This window comes from Pseudoalteromonas sp. SA25, assembly GCF_011378705.1.
In the GTDB taxonomy this organism is placed as follows: Bacteria; Pseudomonadota; Gammaproteobacteria; order Enterobacterales; family Alteromonadaceae; genus Pseudoalteromonas; species Pseudoalteromonas arctica.
This window is the reverse complement of the sequence record NZ_WTKV01000008.1, coordinates 88,860-110,515: the sequence shown is the minus strand read 5'-3', so window position 1 is coordinate 110,515 and position 21,656 is coordinate 88,860. Positions and strand designations below refer to the sequence as shown.

The window sequence follows — 21,656 nt, the reverse complement described above, 5'->3', positions numbered from 1 at the left end:
TTTCACCTTATTCAATTATATCGCCACGTAGTAAATACTTACACACTGCAACTGTACTTATGAAACCTAGCATGGCAATAAGCAGTGCAGCTTCAAAATAAAGCCCTGTATCCATACTAATGCTATATAAAATAATCAGTGCAATGACGTTAATGTACATTGTATCGAGCGCTAAAACACGATCAGGCACTGATGGACCAATGATCAATCGCCATAAATTAAGCAATAATGATAAGCCAATCATCGAAAAAACAATGAGTAATACGGTGTCTAACATTGAAATATCTCCTTTAGTGGAGCTTCGTAGCGTTGTTTTATTTGTTTGATAAGTGCTTCTTCATCTTTAAGGTCAAGCACATGTATTAATAAGTAGCGTTGTGTTGGCTCTTCACCCTCAGGTAACGATTCAGCAATTGGGTAAACCTCTGCACTCACTGTACCGGGTGTAAGCGATACACTACTGGCCAATATGGTAATTGGCATATCATGAGTTAAATCTATCGGTACTTTTATAAATGCCGGACGCAAATTTTTAGATGGCCCAAGTATAAGTAAAGCCACTTGTAAATTTGCTACGACAATATCGTACAGCACAATAAGCAACTGCTTAAGAGCCAAGCCCGGCTTTAAAATTAGTGGCTGAGGCTCGCGAAGCGAAAAACTTAATATTGGGATAAGTATTGCAAAAATAGTCGCTAATACTAAGTGCCCTACCGACACGCTATTATTTAACAATAGCCAAACCATAAACAAAAATAAGCTACGAAATGGCGTTGGTAACCAACGAAAACGGGCTTGTAATCTCATCACATGCCTCCTTTAAGTACAGCATTAATACCGCCGCTTATATCATGTAACTGAGTAGCAGCACCTAGCATGTATTCACTTATTGGTCCGCCAAAAATAACGAGCAATGGCGAACACGCAAGTAAACCTATAATTACAATTACCTGCAACGGGTGTGCATTTGCACAATCTGCGTTTTCGCTATTTTTACTTTTATGCTCCCAAAACAAGGTCGTGCCAGCACGCGAAAGCGCTACCAACAACGCAAAGCTTGTTACTAAATATACAGGCCAAAATAGTAAAGCTTGCTCACTATTTAATGTGGCTTTAAGTATCCAAATTTTACCTACAAAGCCTGATAGTGGCGGCATACCAACTACAGTTAAAGCTGCAACAATAAAGCACACACCTAATAAAAATGGTTGTTTAACAGAGCGACCCGCTACTAGCCTATCACCAACTTTACCGCGCTGGATTGAAACTAAGTCTGCTAGTAAAAACAGTGCGGCACTAACAAGTGTTGAATGCACTAAATAATATAAAAGTGCAGCAGTGGCATTTACATTTTGCAATGCAATTAGCGCAACCAACGTACCTACCGATACTAATACTAAGTTAGAGGTGAGTTTACGTAAGTCTTGCGCTGCCATAACGCCAATGGCACCCACTATAATGGTGGCAATTGCTAAGCCCCAAAGCCAAGGCTGCGCCATATGTTCAAGCGCTCCTGCTTGTTCGCCAAATATCACCGTGTAAACACGAAGCATGGCGTAAACGCCTACTTTGGTCATAATCGCAAACAATGCTGCAACTACAGGTTTAGCGCTTGAATACGTATTTGGAAGCCATAAATGCAGAGGTAATAGTGCGGCCTTTAAAGCAAATACAATTAATAGTAATAAACCACCTGCTTTTGCTAGGTATACATCATCGCCCGAAAGCTGTGATACTTTTTGCGCCATATCTGCAATATTAAGCGTACCAAGTACACCGTACAAAATACCCAAACCGATTAAAAATACGCTTGAGCCAACTAAATTTAATATTACATATTGCAGTGCCGCACGAGTGTTTTGTTTATCACCTGCATGCATTAACAGTGCATATGATGCAATCAGTAACACTTCAAAAAATACAAATAGGTTAAATAAATCGCCAGTTAAAAACGCGCCATTTACACCCAATATTAAAAAATGAACAAGTGGATGATAAAAGCTGCCCTTTTCATCATCGCCAGCACTACCATATAAAATAGCGCCCAAACCTAAAAGTGAAGTTAACGTAACCAATAAGGTAGATAACATGTCAGCGACTAAGACTATCCCAAATGGTGCAGACCAACTACCAATAGCGTAAACATTAATACCTGTATTATTAATATGTACAAGTAAAAGCACACTAATGGCAAAAGTAGCTATTGCCATTACAATTGAAACTAAGCGGCGAATTTTGACGCTTTTACCACATGGCGGCAGCAATAAAATAACTGCCGTCAACATAGGTAATAAAATAGGTAGCGAAGCTAAATGTTGGATCATTTTTGCTCCTTATTATCTGCAGAGGTGTTAGGCACATAACCATCAACATGGTCACTACCTAAATCGGCGCGCCCACGTATTGCCAAAATAACCACAAATGCGGTCATCGCAAAACCAATCACTATTGCAGTTAGTACTAATGCTTGAGGTAGAGGATCGGCGTATTCTGTGCCAGTACCAAGTACTACCGCTTTATTAATAGTAAGGCGACCTGCTGAAAACAAAAATAAGTTAACAGCATATGAAATCATAGTAAGCCCAAGTACTACAGGGAACGTACGAGCTCTTAGCAGTAAAAACACACCGCAACTGACCAATACTCCAACGCAAGATGCGTACAATAATTCCATTAAATATTTACCTCTTTTTTCTGGGTATCTGCTGTCATATTACCTAAGCTTGCTAAAATCATTAACGTAGCGCCTACAACAGTTAAGTAAACACCTAGGTCAAATGCAATCGCGCTGGCAAGCTCTGTTTTACCGACAAACGGAATATCAAAGTAGTCAAACCAAGTTGTTAAAAATGGCTTATCGAAGAACCAACTACCCACACCTGTAAACAAAGAAATACCAATGCCTGAAGCTATAATTTTGCGATAATTAACATCAAAACGTTCGTTTATCCATGCTGTACCATGCGCCATGTATTGCAAAATAAACGCGATTGACGTTACCAGTCCTGCAATAAAGCCACCACCAGGTAAGTTATGCCCACGTAAGAAAATATATGCAGAAACTAATAACGCAAGCGGTAATAAACTTTGTGAAATACTCGCCAGTAATATTGGATGGCGCTCTCGTGCCCATGGGCGCCCTTCGCTGTCGCTTGCTGGCATAAATAATGGAATTCGAGAAAGTACTTTAAATATACCTAATGCGGCAATGCCTAATACGGTAATTTCACCAAGCGTATCAAAGCCCCTAAAGTCGACTAAAATAACGTTAACTACGTTAGTACCACCGCCACCAATTTTAGCGTTAGCAATAAAGAAGTCTGAGATTGAATCTAGCGGGCGTGTAAGTAATGCATAACAAATACTCGCGATAACTACACCTAATGTAGAGGCTATTGCTAAGTCTCGAAGTACGCGTAATGAACTTGATTCTTTTGGCGTATGCTGCGGCAAGAAAAACAATGCCAGCATAAGTAAAATAATAGTAACAACCTCAACAGTTAGCTGCGTAAGCGCTAAATCTGGAGCAGAAAAGCGTGTAAATACAACCGACACCATTAATCCTACAATTGAGAGCATTAATAGCGATACCATTCGAGAGCGATGCCAAATAACGGTGGCAAGAGCACCAATAATCAATAAGCCTGCACCAATTGCATTGTGCACATCAACAGGCGTAAGTGGCATGCTTCCGGCAAGTTGTTGCATTTCAAATAATGGCCAACCCGCACACAGCAATACTACCGCTAGCATAATTACAAGGTAGCGCTGTAGTGACCCATTTTCGATACTGCTTACCTTTGACTGACACCAAGCAATAACGCTTAATATCACACGTTCAAACGTTTTTTTAGCGTTTAGAGGTGGTAACGATGCTTGAAATTGAAATAGATATTTACGATTAATATAAATAAATAAGCCGCCAGCAATCGCCATCGCACTCATTAGTAGAGGCAAGTTAAACCCATGCCAGATAGCCAATTCGTACACCGGCATTTCTTTTCCAAGTACAGCTAAAGACGCCGCAGATAAAATGCCATCAATTGTAAAGTGCGGGAACATACCCACTAACAAACAAATCACAACGAGTATTTCTATTGGTACACGCATATAGCGCGGTGGCTCATGCGGCGTACGAGGTAAATCAATTGGTTCACCATTAAAAAACACGTCATGAATAAAGCGTGCTGAGTACGCAACAGCTAATGCACCTGCAACAGTTGCCAGTACTGGAATTAACCACGACATAGAACCAAGCACTTGCTGGTGTAGCGTTTCTGCAAAAAACATTTCTTTAGACAAGAAGCCATTTAGTAAAGGAACTCCTGCCATTGCAGCCGCCGCGACCATCGCAAGCGTTGCAGTGTATGGTAAGTATCGCCACATACCATTTAATTTACGCATATCGCGCGTGCCCGTTTCGTGATCAATAATACCAACGGCCATAAATAATGACGCTTTAAACGTTGCATGGTTAATTATGTGAAAAATAGCAGCAACAGTCGCAAGCTCAGTATCAAGTCCGAGTAATAGCGTTATTAAACCCAAATGGCTTATTGTTGAATAGGCTAACAAGCCTTTTAAGTCGTGTTTGAATAGTGCTATATAAGCGCCAAACAACAGCGTAGCTAAACCCGTTAACCCAACGAGCAAGAACCAAGTATCGGTGCCTGCCAAAGCAGGATGAAAACGTGCTAACAAAAATATACCGGCTTTTACCATCGTCGCAGAATGTAAATACGCGCTTACTGGCGTAGGCGCTGCCATTGCATGAGGAAGCCAAAAGTGAAATGGAAATTGTGCCGATTTAGTAAACGCACCCAGTAGCACCAATACCAATGCTACTTCGTATAAATCATGAGATTGAATTATTGCTTTACTCGCTAGAATAACATCTAGGTCGTAACTACCAACAATATCACCTAATAGCATCAATCCAGCAAGTAACGCTAAGCCGCCCGCGCCTGTTACAGCAAGCGCCATACGTGCGCCTTTTCGCGCTTCTGATTTATGCCACCAAAAACTAATTAATAAAAATGAGCTGATGCTCGTTAATTCCCAAAACAACCACAGTTGAATGACGTTGTTAGACATAACAATACCAAGCATTGCAGTCATAAATAGCATTAAGTAACTATATAGCTTAGCCATTGAGTCATTAGCGCTTAGGTAGTAACGGGTGTAGAGGATAACGAGCAAGCCTATGCCTAAAATCATAAACATAAACAATAAACTGAGGCCGTCTAACCGCAGAGACAAATCGAGTCCTATTGACGGGATCCAAGCTAAAGAATAACGAATGGTTTCGCCCGCTAAAACGGCAGGTGCATGGTATAGAGTAATCCCCAAAGCCGTCAAAGGCGCAAGAGCCGTTAAACTAGTGCTTAAATTGCGGGATAACTTACCTGTGCATGCAGAAATAACACTGCCAATTAAGGATAACAAGGGTATCCAGAGCAAAGTCATAATGTAGGGCCTTTTATTATCATAAGTTTATCAGGGCATCTCTTTTTAATACTAAGTGATGCTTTTACTGCCTGTTTTTAAACGACATTAATGACTATAGTTATACTGAAAAACACTGATTTTGTCTATAAAAAGCGGTTCTGTATGGGTGTTTTTTAAACAAGAACTAACAATTTATTAAGCCTAAAAAAACAATTAATTAATACTGATAATTGTTAATTTAATATGGCCTTATTTGCAAATGTAAGCGCGCCAGGGTGACGATGAAAGTTACCATTGGTCATATCTAAATGTTTCAACCAAAGTTGTCTATACTGCGCTGAGAGCCCTAACTGCTGATATTGCATAATAGACCAATTTTCACTAGGTTTATAAGCAATACCCCCTACCTGGCAACTCTTTGCTTTATGCCAACCTGTTGGCGGCAACTCACCATGAGAAATAAATAAATTAGGTGCAACAAAACCCGTTTTTGCACACAACCATGCTTGCTTAGTTTTAGGCAAAGCGTATTCATCTTCAAAACCGTTAAAATGCATCAGCTCATGCAAAAATATACTGTATTTTGCTTTTGAGTTTATTAGCATTGTTCCCTTCGTGACATTAGCCGTTCCATCTTTAGGCATCATCACTATAAAATCAAAATTGTTAGGAAGCTGGCTATTAAGTTTAGATGATTGCCAGTCACACTTTGCTATTTGACTAGTACTACTTTTACACTCAAGCATACCCGCAACGTAAACGGGTTTTGAAAAGCAAAAAATATTTTCACGGGGCTCTGGTTGTTTATTATAAGCATTAATAAACTCTGTAAGTTTATATAAGCCACTGCGATGATCGCTCATAGTCAGCACGTTAAACATACATTGCTTATTAGGTTTGCTTATATTTCTTAAAGATGAAAAACCGAGGTCGTGGATAAACGCGGTAGATATTTTACTCTGTGGTATTTTTAACTGAAGTTTTAGATGATTTAGTACATCCCCTGCTGGTAATTTGTTTTTACTAGCGAGTAACTCTAAATCGCTCCAACGTGATTGATCAAGTAACTTTGTTGCTAATATTTTACGCTCTGGGATTGTTAAGTCATTTATAGCGGAGAGCCAAAATTGTTTTGCAGTATCACTCTGACTGCTTTTAATAAGCTTAAGAGAATACATATATTGTGCTGAGGAAATTTTACTGCGAGCAAGTATAGCTAAAGAGGTCTTTGGTAACTGCTCTAGGTGATCAGAAAAATAAGCTGGTGAATTCCAATAACTTTGTAGAACATTGGCTTTTGTATTTAAAACATGCCAAAAGCCAATAGCGCCAAGGTGATTACTCGAGCCTGTAATTAACAAACAACATAGTAATACACCTATTAATTTAAAACGCTTAACTTGCGTCAACACCTTCCATCAACTCAAGTTCTAAACGCGCATATTTGTACTCAATAAACTCATGTACATTGGTTGCTAGCGCAAGCCTAAAATAGTCTGATGCTAAGTACAGCTCACCCGCTGCTTGATGCATTTTAGCTAGGTAAAAATAAGCTTCACATAAACGTTGCGCATACTCTTGCTCAGTTCTTACACCATCACTAATGCCTGATAAAAATGCATGTTCACTCATATCGCCCGTATAAAGAGAAATTAACTGATACGCCCATTGTGAATCATCAAGCGCAGTCGCATTTTGTTTAAGGGCATCAAGTGCGATTACTTTATCCTCGTGTGCCTGGGCTAAATAAACCCATAAAACACGGTACGGATCGTTAGGAGAACGGGCTAAAAACTCATTAAAGTCATTTTTAGCAAGGCCAGCTCTATCGCCGTAATACAGTGCAATTCCTCGATTTAAATAGGCGTATTCATGCTCTTCATCAAGTTCTAGAGCTGAATCGAAAAACTCATAGGCTTTTTCGTACTGCTGCATAAGCGTATGTTGAATACCTAAAAAATTATACACTTCAGCTAAATCAGGCTTAAGTTTTACTGCGCGGTTAAAATCAATACGCGAAAGAGTGGTCATACCTAGACTATCGAAAAGCACACCACGGTCGTAATAAAGCTTAGCTTGTTGCTCTTCGCTTAAGTCAGCCCTATTCAATAACTCTGAGTAGCGTGCAATAGCAATTTCACTTCTAAAGTCAGAGGCTAAAGGTGCAGTAAATGGCACATTAACAATCGGGGTTGGTTCTGATTCTGTTGTAGTTTGGCAAGCGCTTAAAGACAAAATAGCAAAAGATGCCAAAGCTAAATGTTTGAGTATCATTAAAATCCTTAATACCAAGATATATCGCGATTAATATAAGACAGATCTTGTCCAATAAGGTTTCATTAAAGCATAAAAAAAGGGGCTAAACAGCCCCTTTTTTATCATCTAGCTAATATAACTAGATTAATAAGTTAACAATTACGCGTCAGTTGGCGCGTCAGCTGCAGGTGCTGCTGATTCCATTGCTTCTTTAATACTTAGACGTACACGGCCTTGGCGATCTACTTCTAGTACTTTAACTTTAACTTCTTGACCTTCAGAAAGGTGATCAGCCACGTTATTAACGCGCTCAGTACTAATTTGAGAAATATGTACTAGACCATCTTTACCAGGAAGAATGTTTACAAACGCACCGAAATCAACAATACGTACAACTTTACCTTCGTAGATAGTACCTACTTCAAGTTCAGCTGTTAATTGCTCAATACGGCTAATTGCATTAGCTGCACTTTCGCCATCAGTAGCGGCAATTTTAATTGTACCGTCGTCACCGATTTCAATCGTTGTACCAGTTTCTTCAGTAAGCTGACGAATAGTTGCGCCACCTTTACCGATAACTTCAGCGATTTTCTTCTGTGGGATTTTCATTGTGTATATGCGAGGAGCAAACATTGATAGCTCTTCAGAAGGAGCAGAAATTGCTTCGTCCATCACTTCTAAGATATGTAAACGTGCAGCTTTTGCTTGTTTAAGCGCAATTTGCATGATTTCTTGAGTGATACCTTCGATTTTGATATCCATTTGAAGTGCAGTGATACCTGCAGCTGTACCAGCAACTTTAAAGTCCATGTCACCTAAGTGATCTTCATCACCTAAGATGTCAGAAAGAACAACGAATTTATCGTCTTCTTTAACTAGACCCATCGCAATACCGGCAACAGACGCTTTAATTGGTACACCGGCATTCATAAGTGCAAGTGAAGTACCACATACAGAAGCCATTGAAGATGAACCATTTGATTCAGTGATTTCAGATACTACACGGATTGAATATGGGAATTCAGTCAATGTTGGCATTACAGCAGCAATACCACGCTTAGCAAGGTTACCATGGCCGATTTCACGACGCTTAGGAGAACCAACAAAACCAGTTTCACCTACACAGAATGGAGGGAAGTTGTAGTTAAGCATAAAGTGGTTTTTATGAGTACCAGTTAAATCGTCGATTAACTGTGAATCACGTTCTGTACCAAGTGTAGCTGTTACTAACGCTTGAGTTTCGCCACGAGTAAAGATAGCAGAACCGTGAGTACGCGGTAATACGCCAGTCATTACATCTAGTGCACGAATCATATCTGGTTCACGACCATCGATACGTTTTTCGCCAGAAGCGATACGGCCACGAACGATTTTCTTCTCAAGTGAACCGAAGATTTTACCAATTTCTTGCTTATCTAAAGACTCGCCTTCAGCAAGTTCAGCTGTTAACACTGCAACAACTTCATCTTTAGCTACGCCAAGTGCTTCTTTACGCGCTACTTTATCAGTGATTAAGTAAGCTGCGCCTACTTTATCAGCAGCAATTGCTGCAACTTTATCTTCTAGTGCAACGTTCTTAGCTGGTGCAGTCCAATCCCAAGTAGGCTTGCCTGCTTCTGCTTTAAATTCTTCGATTGCAGTGATGATCGCTTGAGATTGCTCATGACCATATACAACAGCGCCAAGCATTACGTCTTCTGCAAGTACGTTAGCTTCTGATTCAACCATAAGTACCGCTTTATCAGTACCGGCTACCACTAAATCAAGTTGGCTTTCTTCAAGCTCTTTTAATGTAGGGTTAAGTACATATTCGCCGTTGATGTAACCAACGCGAGATGCACCAATTGGACCACTGAACGGGATACCAGAGATAGCAAGTGCTGCTGAAGTACCAATCATCGCAACCATATCAGGTTGGATTTCAGGGTTAACAGAAACAACAGTAGCAATAACTTGTACTTCGTTTACAAAACCGCTTGGGAAAAGTGGACGAATTGGACGGTCAATAAGACGTGCAATAAGTGTTTCGCCATCGTTAGGACGACCTTCACGCTTTAAGAAACCACCTGGGATACGACCAGCAGCATACATACGCTCTTGGTAGTTAACTGTTAGTGGGAAAAAGTCTTGGCCAGGTTGTGCTTCACGCTTACCAACAACAGTTACTAAAACTGAAGTGTCGCCAATGCTTGCAAGTACAGCGCCGTCTGCTTGACGAGCGATTGCACCAGTTTCTAGAGTCACTGTATGTTGACCTAGTTTGAATTCTTTAATAATTGCTTGCACTTAAAATATTCCTTAAATGTATTCTAATAAGTTGTCATCAAAGTACCAATTACAGTACATAATTGTATTCAGTTGGAAATCAATTAAGTACTACAATTGGCAATGATGTGAATAAGCGTAGATAAACCTTTTTACCTACGCGCATAGTATATACCAAAGCTGCTTCAAAATGCGAGTCTAGGGTGTGTTGATCTTTGTGGATTGAAATTTGTTCAATCTAGGGTCGATTTAATCACGGCGCGAGATTTGTAACCTAGTGGGCTAAGTAAAAATCGAGCAACAAAGAGTTAATCGCCCCTAGGATGAACCCGCAGGGCAGCGCATGTTTGGCATTTATGCTGCGTTATCGCCTATTTATGGGGAATAACCACACTACATAGGCGCTGCCTTGCCTAAAGACCAAACATACAGCTGCAAAATTAATCACGAAAGGTCAACACACACTAGCTACTAGATTTAAACTGGGCTAATTAGCGGGTAAATACAACAGCTATTGGTAGGCTATGAAATGGGGGTTTTATATTATAATTCAATAGGTTTAAGAATTTTCTTAATTTGGAAACACAAATTTCAGGCACAAAAAAAGGAGCTAAAAAGCTCCTTTTTCTATAATCTAGTTCTTAGCGACGTAGGCCAAGTTCTTTGATTAATGCAGTATAACTAGTGATGTCTTTACCTTTAAGGTAATCAAGTAGTTTACGGCGAGTGCTTACTTTACGAAGCAGACCACGACGTGAGTGGAAGTCATGCTTGTGATCAGCAAAGTGACCTTGAAGCTTGTTGATGTCAAAAGTAAGTAATGCTACTTGTACTTCTGATGAACCTGTATCGCCTTCTGCACGTGCAAATTTAGCAATGATATCGATTTTTTCTTGATTGCTTAGTGACATAATAACTCCAAAAATTAAATTTAAAAGGTGTCTTAGCCGATCACTAATTCAGCCAAAACGATTAAGCGGGCGTATTCTACCAACTGTAGGAATAACTACAAGCTAATTATCCCCAACTACAACTAATAAGCCACCGTTAGGCACATTAGTTGCTTATTCAGGCTTCACGTAATCGTCTTGCTGACTAGCAAGACCACGTTTAACCTTTAAATGACCGTTTGAGTTGCGCTCACCAGTACCAATAAATATATTATCCGCAACAACTTTAATTGCACCATCAGGTAAAGCGATTGATAATTCTACAGCTTGCCCGTGACTAAAAATTCCCCCTTGTTCTTTTGTAATTTCAACAACGGGTAAATCAGTTAAAGCAGTATCAATTGGTAGCAATAGCGAGTCTAAATAAGTTGAAGGCGCAAGCTCTTCTTCTTTCGCTTTAGCAAGCAACGCTTCAATCTCATCAAGCGAGACCATTTTATCTGCCGGATACTGACCAACAGCGGTTCTGTGGAGCATAATAACGTGTGCGCCACAGCCTAGGTTTTCGCCTAAATCATCAACGATTGTACGAATGTAGGTCCCTTTAGATACATGGGCCGTCATTTGTAATACGTTGCTTTGTTCATCAAATTCGTCAAACGATAAGCTAAACACGTTTATTTTTCTGCATTTACGAGGAACTTCAATACCTTCGCGCGCGTACTTATATAACGGTCTACCTTGGTACTTAAGAGCTGAGTACATTGACGGATATTGTTCAGACTCACCAACAAAAGCAGCTATTTCTTTTGTTAGCTGTTCACGCGTAACGTTCACATCTTTAGTGCTAACAATTTCGCCATCAGAATCTGATGTTGTTGTACGCTCACCCAGTTGTGCACGAACGATATAGGTTTTATCTGTATCGAGTAAAAACTGCGTAAACTTAGTCGCTTCACCAAAACAAATTGGCAGCATACCTGTGGCAAGTGGATCTAAAGCACCTGTGTGCCCAGCTTTTTGCGCAAAATAAACACTTTTGGCTTGCTGTAATGCTTTATTTGATGAAATGCCTTCAGGTTTGTTTAACAACAAAATACCGTCAACTGCACGGCCTTTACTGCGCTTTGCCATCTGTATCAGTGCCTTCTTCGCTATCTGTATCGTCTACGTGATCAGTACCTTCTTCGCTATCTGAAACATCAGCAGCATCAACACTTTCTACGTCTTCATCTACATGCTTTGCGTTATCTTCGCGGATAATAGAATCCACTAAGTTAGAAATACGCATACCTTCCATTAATGAGTTATCAACTACAAACTTTAACTCAGGCATTATACGTGCACGGATACGCTTACCAAGTAACGAGCGAATATAGCCCGTTGCTTCATTAAGTACTTTTGCGCTTTGCTTTGCTGCGTCTTCATCTTGTGTGTTAAACACAGTAATGAAAATTTTGGCATAAGATAAATCGCGCGATACTTCTACCGCTGACACTGTCACCATACCTAAGCGTGGATCTTTAATTTCGCGTTGTAAAATTACAGCAATCTCTTTTTGGATTTGCTGTGCAACACGATCAGTGCGAGAAAATTCTCTCATTATACTTGTCCTAAAATAATAACTTATTGAAATTAAATAATAAGTTAACTAAATAATGGATATGCAAATGGGGGCTAAGCCCCCATTTAAAATCTTAGCGTAGGGTGTGTAGAACGTCCGGCGTTAACCTGAGCGTTCAATACTCCCTAGTAACAATTATAGAGTACGTTGTACTTCAACTGTTTCGAATACTTCGATTTGGTCACCAACACGTACGTCATTGTAGTTCTTAACGCCGATACCACATTCCATGCCGTTACGAACATCAGCAACATCGTCTTTAAAGCGACGAAGTGACTCAAGTTCACCTTCATAGATAACAACGTTTTCACGTAGTACACGGATTGGAGCGCTACGTTTAATAACACCTTCAGTAACCATACAACCAGCGATTGCGCCAATTTTTGGAGACTTGAATACGTCACGAACTTGAGCAAGACCAATGATTTCTTGTTTAAACTCTGGCGCTAGCATACCTGACATTGCTTGTTTAACTTCGTCAATCAAGCTGTAGATTACGCTGTAGTAACGTAGGTCTAAGTTTTCAGTCTCGATAACTTTACGAGCTGAAGCATCAGCACGAACGTTAAAGCCAACTACAATTGCGTTAGACGCTGCAGCTAGTGTTGCATCAGTTTCGGTAATACCACCAACACCTGAACCAACAATCTTCACTTTCACTTCATCAGTAGAAAGTTTAGTTAGTGAATCAGAGATTGCTTCGATAGAACCTTGAACGTCTGCTTTAAGTACCACGTTAACTTCAGAAACATCGCCTTCAGTCATGTTAGTAAACATGTTTTCAAGCTTAGCTTTTTGCTGACGTGCTAGTTTAACATCGCGGAACTTACCTTGACGGTATAAAGCAACTTCACGCGCTTTACGCTCATCTTTAACTACAGTCGCTTCGTCGCCTGCAGCAGGAATACCAGAAAGACCTAAAATCTCAACTGGGATAGATGGACCAGCTGACTTAATGTCTTTACCGTTTTCATCGCGCATTGCACGAACACGGCCATACTCAAGACCACATAATACAATGTCACCTTGGTTAAGCGTACCAGATTGAACAAGTACTGATGCTACTGGACCACGGCCTTTATCAAGACGAGATTCAATAACAACACCAGCCGCCATACCTTCAGTAGGTGCAGAAAGCTCTAAAAGTTCAGATTGGTTCAATACTGCTTCAAGAAGGTCGTCAATACCTAAGCCAGTTTTAGCTGAGATATGAACGTACTGCGTATCGCCGCCCCATTCTTCTGGAATAACGTCTAGTACAGCAAGTTCGTTTTTAACACGATCTGGATCTGCGCCTTCTTTATCCATTTTGTTTACTGCGATGATTAAAGGAACGCCAGCTGCACGAGCATGCTGTACCGCTTCTTTAGTTTGTGGCATAACGCCATCATCTGCTGCAACTACTAGGATTACGATATCAGTCGCTTTAGCACCACGAGCACGCATTGAAGTAAATGCAGCATGTCCTGGTGTATCTAAGAAGGTGATCATGTGACCGTTTACATCAACATGGTATGCACCAATATGCTGTGTAATACCACCGGCTTCGCCAGAAGCAACCTTCGCAGAACGAATGTAATCAAGAGTTGATGTTTTACCATGGTCAACGTGACCCATTACAGTTACTACTGGAGCACGTGGCTCTGACTTACCATCTTCGTGGCGGTCATTAAGTACTGTTTGCTCTAATTCGTTTTCTTTAACAATGATAACCTTGTGACCCATTTCTTCTGCAACTAATTGTGCAGCTTCTTGGTCAATCACTTGGTTAATAGTAACCATGTCACCCATTTTCATCATTGTTTTAACAACTTCAGCGCCTTTAACGGCCATGCGTGATGCAAGCTCAGCTACTGTAATTGTTTCGCTAATACGCACTTCGTTTTTAACATCAACAGTTGGTTTTTGGAAACCATGTTGTAATGATGCAGGTGCTTTTAACTTAGACTTGTTACGGCCTCTTGACGCTGCAAATTTATCTTTTGCTGGCGCTTTTTTCTTTTTCTTAGCACGGCGTGTACCTTGCTCATCACGAGCATCGGCAACATCTTCTGCTTCACGTGCATAAGTAGAAGTCGTAAGATGGTGATCCGCTGTTTCTTCGCGTTTCTTACGTTCTTCTTCTTCTTTCTTCCAGCGTGCCGAGTTTTCTTCAGCTAGCTTTCTTGCTTCTTCTGCTTGACGTTTCGCTTCTTCTTCAGCTTTCTTCAATGCGGCCTCTTCTGCTTCTTTTTGCAGACGCTCAGCTTCTATGCGATCTTTCTCAGACTTAGCACTTTGCTCTGGGGTCATCTGCTTTTGTTTCGCTTTACGCTCTGCATCAGCTTTGCGTTTAGCTTCTTCTTTGGCTTTACGGTCGGCTTCTTCTTTCGCTTTGCGTTCTGCCTCTTGTTTCGCTTTTAATTCTGCGGCTTCTTGGTCAGCTTTTTGCTGCTCTTCAAGACGCACTTTTTCTTCAGCAGCTAAGCGAGCTTGCTCTTGTTCTTGTTCCATTGCGCTTTTCTTCACGTAAGTACGTGTTTTGCGAACTTCAACTTGAACATCTTTTGCTTTACCAGTAGAGCCCGTAACACTTAAAGTGCTTTTGCTCTTACGTTGTAAAGTCATACGCGCTGGGCCATCTGAACCTGTACCGCCATGATGCTTGCTTAAATGATCAAGTAACGTTGCTTTTTCAGCTTCTGTTACGTTATCAGTTGCTTGCTTAGTGATACCTGCTTGTGAAAACTGCTGTAGCAATTTATCAACAGTCGTACCTATATCGCCGGCTAGTTTTTCAACATTTACTTCTGCCATAGTGTGTAATACCTCCGTTAATAAATTACTCGTCTGCAAACCAACAAATGTTTCGTGCAGCCATAATCAGTTCACCCGCTTTTTCAGATGAAAGTTCTGTGATATCAACTAATTCGTCAATACCTTGCTCTGCCAAGTCTTCAAGTGTAACAACACCCTTGCTTGCCATAACAAATGCTAAGTGACGCTCTAAGCCTTCAAGCGCAAGTAAGTCTTCAGCTGGCTCTGCGCCATCTAAGCTTTCTTCCGTTTTAAGTGCTTTAGTTGTCAATGCATCTTTTGCGCGTGAGCGCAGTAAATCTACAGTCTCTTCATCAAGACCATCAATTTCTAAAAATTCAGACGCTGGTACATATGCCACTTCTTCAAGTGTCGAGAAACCTTCGTTGATAAGTAATGATGCAAACTCATCATCAATTTCTAAATTTTCAGTGAATAAGTTAAGTAACTTATCAGATTCAGCTTCATTTTTAGTACGCATGTCTTCAACAGTCATTACGTTTAGTTCCCAGCCAGTTAACTGACTTGCTAAACGAACGTTTTGACCATTACGACCAATTGCTTGCGCTAGGTTATCTGCTTCTACAGCGATATCCATTGAGTGAGTGTCTTCATCCATTACGATTGAAGCAACTTCTGCTGGCGCCATTGCATTGATAACAAATTGTGCCGGGTTGTCATCGTAAAGTACGATATCAACACGCTCACCGCCAAGTTCTGACGATACAGCCTGAACTCGTGCCCCACGCATACCAACACATGCACCAATTGGGTCTATGCGTTTGTCGTTAGATTTAACAGCAATTTTAGCGCGTGAACCTGGATCACGTGCTGCTGCACGTAATTCAATCATCTCTTCGCCAATTTCTGGCACCTCAATGCGGAATAATTCCATTAGCATTTCAGGTTTAGAGCGCGTTACAAATAATTGTGCACCGCGTGCTTCAGGCTTAACTTCATATAAAAGACCACGGATACGGTCACCGGGGCGGAAGTTTTCACGTGGTAACATGTCATCACGGTAAATTACCGCTTCTGCGTTGTTACCTAAATCAAGCACGATTGCATCGCGAGTTGCTTTTTTAACAACACCCGTTACCAGCTCGCCTTCTTGATCTTTGTATGCTTCAACAACTAAAGCGCGCTCAGCTTCACGTACTTTTTGTACGATAACTTGCTTAGCCATTTGTGTTGTAATACGGTCAAATTTGATTGAGTCGATTTGCTCTTCAACATAATCACCCATTTGCAAATCAGGTTCTTCAACCTGTGCTGCTTCTAGAGTGATTTCGCTGTATGGGTTCTCTAAAGAACCATCTTCTAATACAGCGGCAATCTGCCAACGACGGAACGTATCGTAATCACCGGTTTTACGGTCAATTGCTACGCGTACTTCAATTTCGCCATCGTGTTTTTTCTTTGTAGCTGTCGCTAAAGCGAACTCTAGAGCTTCAAAAATCTTTTCTTTTGGAACCGCTTTCTCATTGGAAACGGCTTCAGCAACCAATAATATCTCTTTTGCCATGGGTAATGCCTCGCTTGCCCTATTCCTTCGCACTCGAATTTAAAACTTCGCGATTAAATTCGCACGTTCGATGTTACTAAGCATGATCAGATGCTCTGCACCATCGCTAGATAGTGTGATCATATCGCTGCTAACTGCTACTAAGTCGCCTTTAAAATTACGACGACCATCCTGTGGAAGTTTAGTACGCACGCGTACTTCCTCTCCTTGCGCCTGCTCGTAGTGATCTTGTTTGAATAATAGACGATCAACACCAGGAGACGATACTTCCAAATCATATTCATTTGTAATTGGGTCTTCGACGTCTAAAATCGCACTAATTTGGCGACTTGCATCCGCACAGTTATCAACTGAGATCCCATCCTCATGAGCAATATATACTCTTAAGGTAGAATGGCGACCCGCTTGCACAAATTCAAGACCATGCAATTCAAAGCCTAACATTTCTACCGCAGGCGTTAACATGGTTACTAAATCTTGTTCAAGTTTTGTCACGAAAATCCTCCATACAAACAAAAAAAGGGCTTATAGCCCTAAAATACTGAGTTTAAGTTTTAATTTGATGACAATTGCCACAAATCGCAAGGTGCAGATACAACAACGCCCCGAACCAAGCGGGGCGTCACACCAATAAAGCATAAAACTGTGTGGCCTAGGGCCAAGCTTGGTTGCGAGTCAGTAAACTGACCTAATTAAACTACATAGTCTAAAACGCAAAACGCGCATTACTTAGAATGCGCGATATAAATTAGTAAGGTAATACCTACTAGTAGAATTGGTTGCGGGAGCCGGATTTGAACCGACGACCTTCGGGTTATGAGCCCGACGAGCTACCAGACTGCTCCATCCCGCGCCAATAGATATCAAACTTTAAATTTAATATCGCTGTTAGCTGTTTTACAACATGCTAAACAATGGCCGCTATTATAAGGATGTACGGGATGATTAGCAACTATAATACGCAATTAGTTTGTAAAATTTCCAATTCGTCAAGATGCTAATTTAATGTATATATAAGTAACATAAGTAATCAATCAATTTTATAAAATGCTGTCTCTAAATTATTAAATATTACAGCTTATTATTTTTGAGTGAAAATCAAACAAACTAAATTTGAGCTACCTTAGTACCTTCTAGATGCTTACAATTTACTAGAAAATAAATTGATATAACTAAAACCCATACTTTAACACTAAAAAAACGTGCAGAATTTTATCTGCCCGCTATAATCAATTTTATGCCACTTAATAATAATAGTTATTACTCACTGCAGCGAGATAAAAATGAACCAACAACAATCAGCATTGTTAAATAACTTAACAATTATTAAGCCAAATTTTCATGCATTCACGGCTCGATTTCACAGTAAATTGGCTGAATCTAGCATTGAAATGAATTACCCAACAGCCTTACAATTTAACGAAAAGAGTTTTACCCTTTTTTGTGTGTTAGAACGAATTGTTAAACATTTAGATAAGCCAGCATCGGTAGCTCCTTTTTTAGCACATCATTTAATGTACCTAAAAAAAAGCAGTGTTTCGCAAAGTGACATTGCACTATTATCTGATGCGTTTTACGAAACCCTTAAAGAGCACCTTGGTAAACACTTTACTCCTGAGAGCCAGCTCGCTTGGAAAAAAGCCCTCAAATATTTTGAAAACTTTGCCAGCAATATTCTATTTAATGTATCTAATGTGGTTTCGTTACAACAAAAAATGCAGCAAAAGCAAAGTAATAAAATTTAAATATAAAATTTTAGGGGTGGCAATTTAACTTACTTAACCTCCCCATTAATTAAACTCATTTGCACACCATGATCCAACACGCCTTTATTGCCTTGATAATCGGTTAAGCCTTTTTGCTCTATTCACTCGTAGTTAAATAGTAAAACGATCCTTTAATTAAATACGTCCGTATAAAAAAATTTGGCTTTACTATGACCCATCACAAAACACTCAGACTAATACTAGGCGATCAGCTAAACCCATCTCATTCATGGTACAAGCAAAAAGACGACGACACGCTTTACCTCATCGCAGAACTAAAACAAGAAACTGACTACGTTAAACATCACATTCAAAAACTGTGTGCTTTTTTTAATGCTATGGAAAACTTTGCAACTGCATTAAACACGGCAGGTTTTAATGTTTTACATTTAACACTTGATGATACCGATGACGACAAGGACTTGATTGAATTACTCAAGCGAGTTGCCGATAAATACCAATGCGACTCTATTGAATATCAATACCCTGACGAGTTTAGGCTAAAATCTCAATTAGCTAAGTTTAAAAGTGATAGCTCATTAAATGTAATTGCTACAGATACTGAACACTTTTTATTACCGTTCACCGATATAAAAACACGCTTTACAAAAAACAAGCATGTAACAATGGAGCACTTTTATCGTGCTATGCGTAAGCAATTTAATATATTAATTGATGATGCAAAGCCAACTGGTGGCAAATGGAATTTTGATAGTAATAATCGTAATAAATTTTCCAAAAAAGACTTAGCCGACATCCCAGAGCCTAAGTTATTCAATACTGATGTTAGCAGCATTATTTCTCGTTTAAATAAACACAACGTCGCTTATTTGGGTGAAATAAATGAACATTCACTGGAGTGGCCAACAACGCGTAAACAAGCGATTGAATCTCTTGAATACTTTTGTGAGCACTTACTTAGTCGCTTTGGTCACTTTCAAGATGCGATGACAGATCAAAGTAAAAACAATACCAGCCTGTACCATAGCCGTTTATCGTTTGCCCTAAACGCAAAAATACTCCACCCGTTATATGTAATCAAACGTGTAATAAGCGAATACGAACAAAGACCCAATGAAATATCCCTCTCGCAAGTAGAGGGCTTTACTAGGCAAATATTAGGCTGGAGAGAGTATGTACGTGCCATTTATTGGATTAACATGCCCGACTACGCAGTTAAAAATCAATTACAAGCCAAAAATAAACTGCCATCTTATTTTTGGAACAGCTCTACAAAAATGAATTGTCTAAGCCACTCACTCAAGCAAAGCCTTGAAACCGCTTATGCTCATCATATTCAGCGCCTAATGGTTATTGGGAACTTTTGCATGCTCACAGGAATAAACCCTGATGACGTAGACAACTGGTACTTAGGCGTTTATATAGATGCCATAGAATGGGTAGAAATGCCCAACACCCGAGGCATGAGTCAGTTTGCCGATGATGGAATAATTGCAACAAAGCCTTATGCTGCAAGCGGTAACTACATTAATAAAATGAGCGATTACTGCAAAAGCTGTCAGTACGATGTTAAACAAAAAGTAGGAGATCAAGCCTGCCCGCTAAATAGCTTGTATTGGCATTTCATGAATAGACACAGAGACAGGCTAGAGAAGAACCCACGTATTGGTATGGTATATAAAAACTGGGATAAACAAGATGAAACACTTCAAGAACAAACGCTGCAACAAGCAACCTACTACCTTAATAATTTAGAAGCGCTTTAAGTAAAAAAACCGCCTCAAATGAGGCGGCTAAATAATCAGGGGAATATGTACTTTAGAAGACTATTTACCTTCTATTAGATTGCTATTACCAATTTCTATTTTACGTGGTTTAAGTGCTTCAGGAATTTCACGCTGTAACTCTATGCTTAATAAGCCGTTAGCTAAATCGGCACCAAGTACTTTTACATGGTCTCCAAGCTGAAACTTACGTTCAAAGTTACGCTCTGCTATACCTTGATGAATAAACTTACGTTCATTATTTTCATCTTTATTAGCTTTAATACCTGCAACTTTTAATGTGTTGTTTTCTGACTCAATGGTTAATTCACTATCACTAAAACCAGCAACGGCCATAGTGATTCTGTATTTGTCTTTATCGAGTGCTTCTATATTGTAAGGAGGAAAACTAGGCTGCTTGTCTGTATTAGCTGCCGCATCCATAAGTGATGCTAAATGTTCGAAGCCGATAAATGAACGATAAAGTGGTGATAAGTCTACTGTACGCATAATAATATCCTCATATTTAAGCGATATTTTGCATGTGCTTTTCTATTGAACAAGCTCAAGCAAAGTTTAATTAATAATATAAATTTCAATTGTTTAAGTTTAATTTAGGACCCATCAGGCGTCCTACTTAACTATATATGGACGGTAAAATTGTTTTCAAGTAAATTTATTAAAAATAAATAAAAAAGGCACTGAAGAGTGCCTTTTTTGAAACCATGTAAAATGAATACTATTTAATAAATGTGCCCCGGATTGGATAGTCGTTTTCTCTTGAAAACTTAATCCCACCTAGCAGTTGCTCTAAATCAGGACGAACAAACGGGCTGTTTGATATATCGACCATTTGAAGCTGATTTTTTTCATTAAGCACATAAATTCCTGGTTCAGCAAATGGATGATCAGTTTCTGCACCACTGCGAGGCTCGCTAATATGTAGCCCTAAATCAGTCATTTGTTCGATTGTTAAACCATAGTAAATTGGGAAGTTAATATCTATTTTTTCAAGATGTTTATTAAGCTGCTCATGGCTATCACCACTTACTGCAACCACTTCAACTCCAGCCTCTTTAAAGTCTTTATGAACTTTAGCAAGCTCGTTGAGTTGCGCAGTACATTTAGGGCAGTGCTGGCCTCGATAAACAACAATCATTTTCCACGGAGAGTCACTTATTCTGTCAACTAAATCTACCTTTTTCTCATCAACATCACTCACTACTAGTGATGGCATAATATCCGCAGGTTTTAAACTAGTGTTACTCATTGCGATCTCCTTTTACTGTTTCAGATTAAAAATTAATTTTGCTCTTACACATAGAGTTTAGGGTAACTTTTATTAATTCAACCTAAAATTGC

The 21,656-nt window shown here is 39.7% G+C and carries 18 protein-coding genes and 1 tRNA gene; 2 read left to right on the top strand and 17 right to left on the bottom strand.

Going from position 1 to position 21,656, the window contains the following annotated elements; translation table 11 throughout:
- Nucleotides 1-7: 7 nt before the first annotated feature.
- The 15 genes from GQR45_RS08665 to GQR45_RS08595 all read right to left on the bottom strand — a co-directional run bounded on the left by GQR45_RS08665 (nucleotide 8) and on the right by GQR45_RS08595 (nucleotide 17,657).
- Nucleotides 8-277: a K+/H+ antiporter subunit F gene (locus GQR45_RS08665; RefSeq protein ID WP_007378493.1), complete on the bottom strand. Its 270-nt coding sequence runs from the start codon at nucleotides 275-277 to the stop codon at nucleotides 8-10.
- Nucleotides 271-807 (bottom strand): Na+/H+ antiporter subunit E, encoded by a 537-nt coding sequence (locus tag GQR45_RS08660; RefSeq protein WP_007585523.1) that lies wholly within the window; start codon nucleotides 805-807, stop codon nucleotides 271-273. Before GQR45_RS08660 ends, GQR45_RS08665 begins: the two co-directional genes overlap by 7 nt.
- On the bottom strand, nucleotides 807-2,324 hold the full coding sequence (locus GQR45_RS08655) for a monovalent cation/H+ antiporter subunit D (RefSeq protein WP_010554686.1): 1,518 nt from the start codon (nucleotides 2,322-2,324) through the stop codon (nucleotides 807-809). The genes GQR45_RS08660 and GQR45_RS08655 overlap by 1 nt, the downstream gene beginning before the upstream one ends.
- Nucleotides 2,321-2,674 carry a Na+/H+ antiporter subunit C gene (locus GQR45_RS08650; RefSeq protein WP_010554685.1) on the bottom strand — a complete coding sequence of 118 codons (354 nt, stop codon included), beginning with the start codon at nucleotides 2,672-2,674 and terminating at the stop codon, nucleotides 2,321-2,323. Before GQR45_RS08650 ends, GQR45_RS08655 begins: the two co-directional genes overlap by 4 nt.
- The gene (locus GQR45_RS08645; RefSeq protein ID WP_033012429.1) at nucleotides 2,674-5,466 is read right to left on the bottom strand and encodes a monovalent cation/H+ antiporter subunit A; all 2,793 of its coding nucleotides are present in this window, start codon (nucleotides 5,464-5,466) and stop codon (nucleotides 2,674-2,676) included. Before GQR45_RS08645 ends, GQR45_RS08650 begins: the two co-directional genes overlap by 1 nt.
- Before the next feature lie 215 nt (nucleotides 5,467-5,681).
- Entirely contained in the window at nucleotides 5,682-6,857 is a 1,176-nt protein-coding gene (locus GQR45_RS08640) for a hypothetical protein (protein WP_165725685.1), read from the bottom strand.
- A complete protein-coding gene (gene nlpI / locus GQR45_RS08635; protein WP_121954716.1) occupies nucleotides 6,844-7,722 on the bottom strand; it encodes a lipoprotein NlpI in 879 nt (292 codons plus the stop codon). The genes GQR45_RS08640 and nlpI overlap by 14 nt, the downstream gene beginning before the upstream one ends.
- A gap of 141 nt (nucleotides 7,723-7,863) precedes the next feature.
- Nucleotides 7,864-9,990: a polyribonucleotide nucleotidyltransferase gene (gene pnp / locus GQR45_RS08630; RefSeq protein ID WP_007585511.1), complete on the bottom strand. Its 2,127-nt coding sequence runs from the start codon at nucleotides 9,988-9,990 to the stop codon at nucleotides 7,864-7,866.
- 620 nt (nucleotides 9,991-10,610) lie between these two features.
- Nucleotides 10,611-10,880 (bottom strand): 30S ribosomal protein S15, encoded by a 270-nt coding sequence (gene rpsO / locus GQR45_RS08625; protein ID WP_007585509.1) that lies wholly within the window; start codon nucleotides 10,878-10,880, stop codon nucleotides 10,611-10,613.
- A gap of 153 nt (nucleotides 10,881-11,033) precedes the next feature.
- Nucleotides 11,034-11,993: a tRNA pseudouridine(55) synthase TruB gene (truB, locus tag GQR45_RS08620; RefSeq protein ID WP_007585508.1), complete on the bottom strand. Its 960-nt coding sequence runs from the start codon at nucleotides 11,991-11,993 to the stop codon at nucleotides 11,034-11,036.
- A complete protein-coding gene (gene rbfA / locus GQR45_RS08615) occupies nucleotides 11,977-12,462 on the bottom strand; it encodes a 30S ribosome-binding factor RbfA (RefSeq protein ID WP_007585506.1) in 486 nt (161 codons plus the stop codon). The genes truB and rbfA overlap by 17 nt, the downstream gene beginning before the upstream one ends.
- Nucleotides 12,463-12,618: 156 nt before the next feature.
- On the bottom strand, nucleotides 12,619-15,279 hold the full coding sequence (gene infB / locus GQR45_RS08610) for a translation initiation factor IF-2 (RefSeq protein ID WP_007585504.1): 2,661 nt from the start codon (nucleotides 15,277-15,279) through the stop codon (nucleotides 12,619-12,621).
- A 25-nt stretch (nucleotides 15,280-15,304) separates the two neighbouring features.
- On the bottom strand, nucleotides 15,305-16,804 hold the full coding sequence (gene nusA / locus GQR45_RS08605; RefSeq protein WP_007585502.1) for a transcription termination factor NusA: 1,500 nt from the start codon (nucleotides 16,802-16,804) through the stop codon (nucleotides 15,305-15,307).
- A 39-nt stretch (nucleotides 16,805-16,843) separates the two neighbouring features.
- Nucleotides 16,844-17,299 carry a ribosome maturation factor RimP gene (gene rimP / locus GQR45_RS08600; protein WP_002958482.1) on the bottom strand — a complete coding sequence of 152 codons (456 nt, stop codon included), beginning with the start codon at nucleotides 17,297-17,299 and terminating at the stop codon, nucleotides 16,844-16,846.
- A 281-nt stretch (nucleotides 17,300-17,580) separates the two neighbouring features.
- A tRNA-Met gene (locus GQR45_RS08595) sits at nucleotides 17,581-17,657 on the bottom strand.
- Nucleotides 17,658-18,087: 430 nt separating this feature from the next.
- Between GQR45_RS08595 and GQR45_RS08590 the strand changes: the two genes are divergently transcribed.
- Together GQR45_RS08590 and GQR45_RS08585 are read left to right on the top strand one after the other, a co-directional pair.
- A complete protein-coding gene (locus GQR45_RS08590; RefSeq protein WP_007585499.1) occupies nucleotides 18,088-18,549 on the top strand; it encodes a globin domain-containing protein in 462 nt (153 codons plus the stop codon).
- Nucleotides 18,550-18,740: 191 nt separating this feature from the next.
- Nucleotides 18,741-20,297: a cryptochrome/photolyase family protein gene (locus GQR45_RS08585; RefSeq protein WP_121954719.1), complete on the top strand. Its 1,557-nt coding sequence runs from the start codon at nucleotides 18,741-18,743 to the stop codon at nucleotides 20,295-20,297.
- A 60-nt stretch (nucleotides 20,298-20,357) separates the two neighbouring features.
- Here the strand turns inward: GQR45_RS08585 and GQR45_RS08580 are convergent, their stop codons facing one another.
- Nucleotides 20,358-20,804 carry an Hsp20 family protein gene (locus GQR45_RS08580; protein WP_007585496.1) on the bottom strand — a complete coding sequence of 149 codons (447 nt, stop codon included), beginning with the start codon at nucleotides 20,802-20,804 and terminating at the stop codon, nucleotides 20,358-20,360.
- Nucleotides 20,805-21,033: 229 nt separating this feature from the next.
- Nucleotides 21,034-21,564 (bottom strand): peroxiredoxin-like family protein, encoded by a 531-nt coding sequence (locus GQR45_RS08575; RefSeq protein WP_007585494.1) that lies wholly within the window; start codon nucleotides 21,562-21,564, stop codon nucleotides 21,034-21,036.
- Nucleotides 21,565-21,656 lie beyond the last annotated feature (92 nt).

Coding starts and splice junctions, on each gene's coding strand:
- rbfA (WP_007585506.1), bottom strand. CDS start 12,462: ATGAGAGAATTTTCTCGCACTGATCGTGTTGCACAGCAAATCCAAAAA.
- GQR45_RS08575 (WP_007585494.1), bottom strand. CDS start 21,564: ATGAGTAACACTAGTTTAAAACCTGCGGATATTATGCCATCACTAGTA.
- GQR45_RS08660 (WP_007585523.1), bottom strand. CDS start 807: ATGAGATTACAAGCCCGTTTTCGTTGGTTACCAACGCCATTTCGTAGC.
- truB (WP_007585508.1), bottom strand. CDS start 11,993: ATGGCAAAGCGCAGTAAAGGCCGTGCAGTTGACGGTATTTTGTTGTTA.
- GQR45_RS08585 (WP_121954719.1), top strand. CDS start 18,741: ATGACCCATCACAAAACACTCAGACTAATACTAGGCGATCAGCTAAAC.
- GQR45_RS08645 (WP_033012429.1), bottom strand. CDS start 5,466: ATGACTTTGCTCTGGATACCCTTGTTATCCTTAATTGGCAGTGTTATT.
- GQR45_RS08665 (WP_007378493.1), bottom strand. CDS start 277: ATGTTAGACACCGTATTACTCATTGTTTTTTCGATGATTGGCTTATCA.
- GQR45_RS08650 (WP_010554685.1), bottom strand. CDS start 2,674: ATGGAATTATTGTACGCATCTTGCGTTGGAGTATTGGTCAGTTGCGGT.
- rpsO (WP_007585509.1), bottom strand. CDS start 10,880: ATGTCACTAAGCAATCAAGAAAAAATCGATATCATTGCTAAATTTGCA.
- GQR45_RS08590 (WP_007585499.1), top strand. CDS start 18,088: ATGAACCAACAACAATCAGCATTGTTAAATAACTTAACAATTATTAAG.
- GQR45_RS08580 (WP_007585496.1), bottom strand. CDS start 20,804: ATGCGTACAGTAGACTTATCACCACTTTATCGTTCATTTATCGGCTTC.
- GQR45_RS08655 (WP_010554686.1), bottom strand. CDS start 2,324: ATGATCCAACATTTAGCTTCGCTACCTATTTTATTACCTATGTTGACG.
- nusA (WP_007585502.1), bottom strand. CDS start 16,804: ATGGCAAAAGAGATATTATTGGTTGCTGAAGCCGTTTCCAATGAGAAA.
- nlpI (WP_121954716.1), bottom strand. CDS start 7,722: ATGATACTCAAACATTTAGCTTTGGCATCTTTTGCTATTTTGTCTTTA.
- infB (WP_007585504.1), bottom strand. CDS start 15,279: ATGGCAGAAGTAAATGTTGAAAAACTAGCCGGCGATATAGGTACGACT.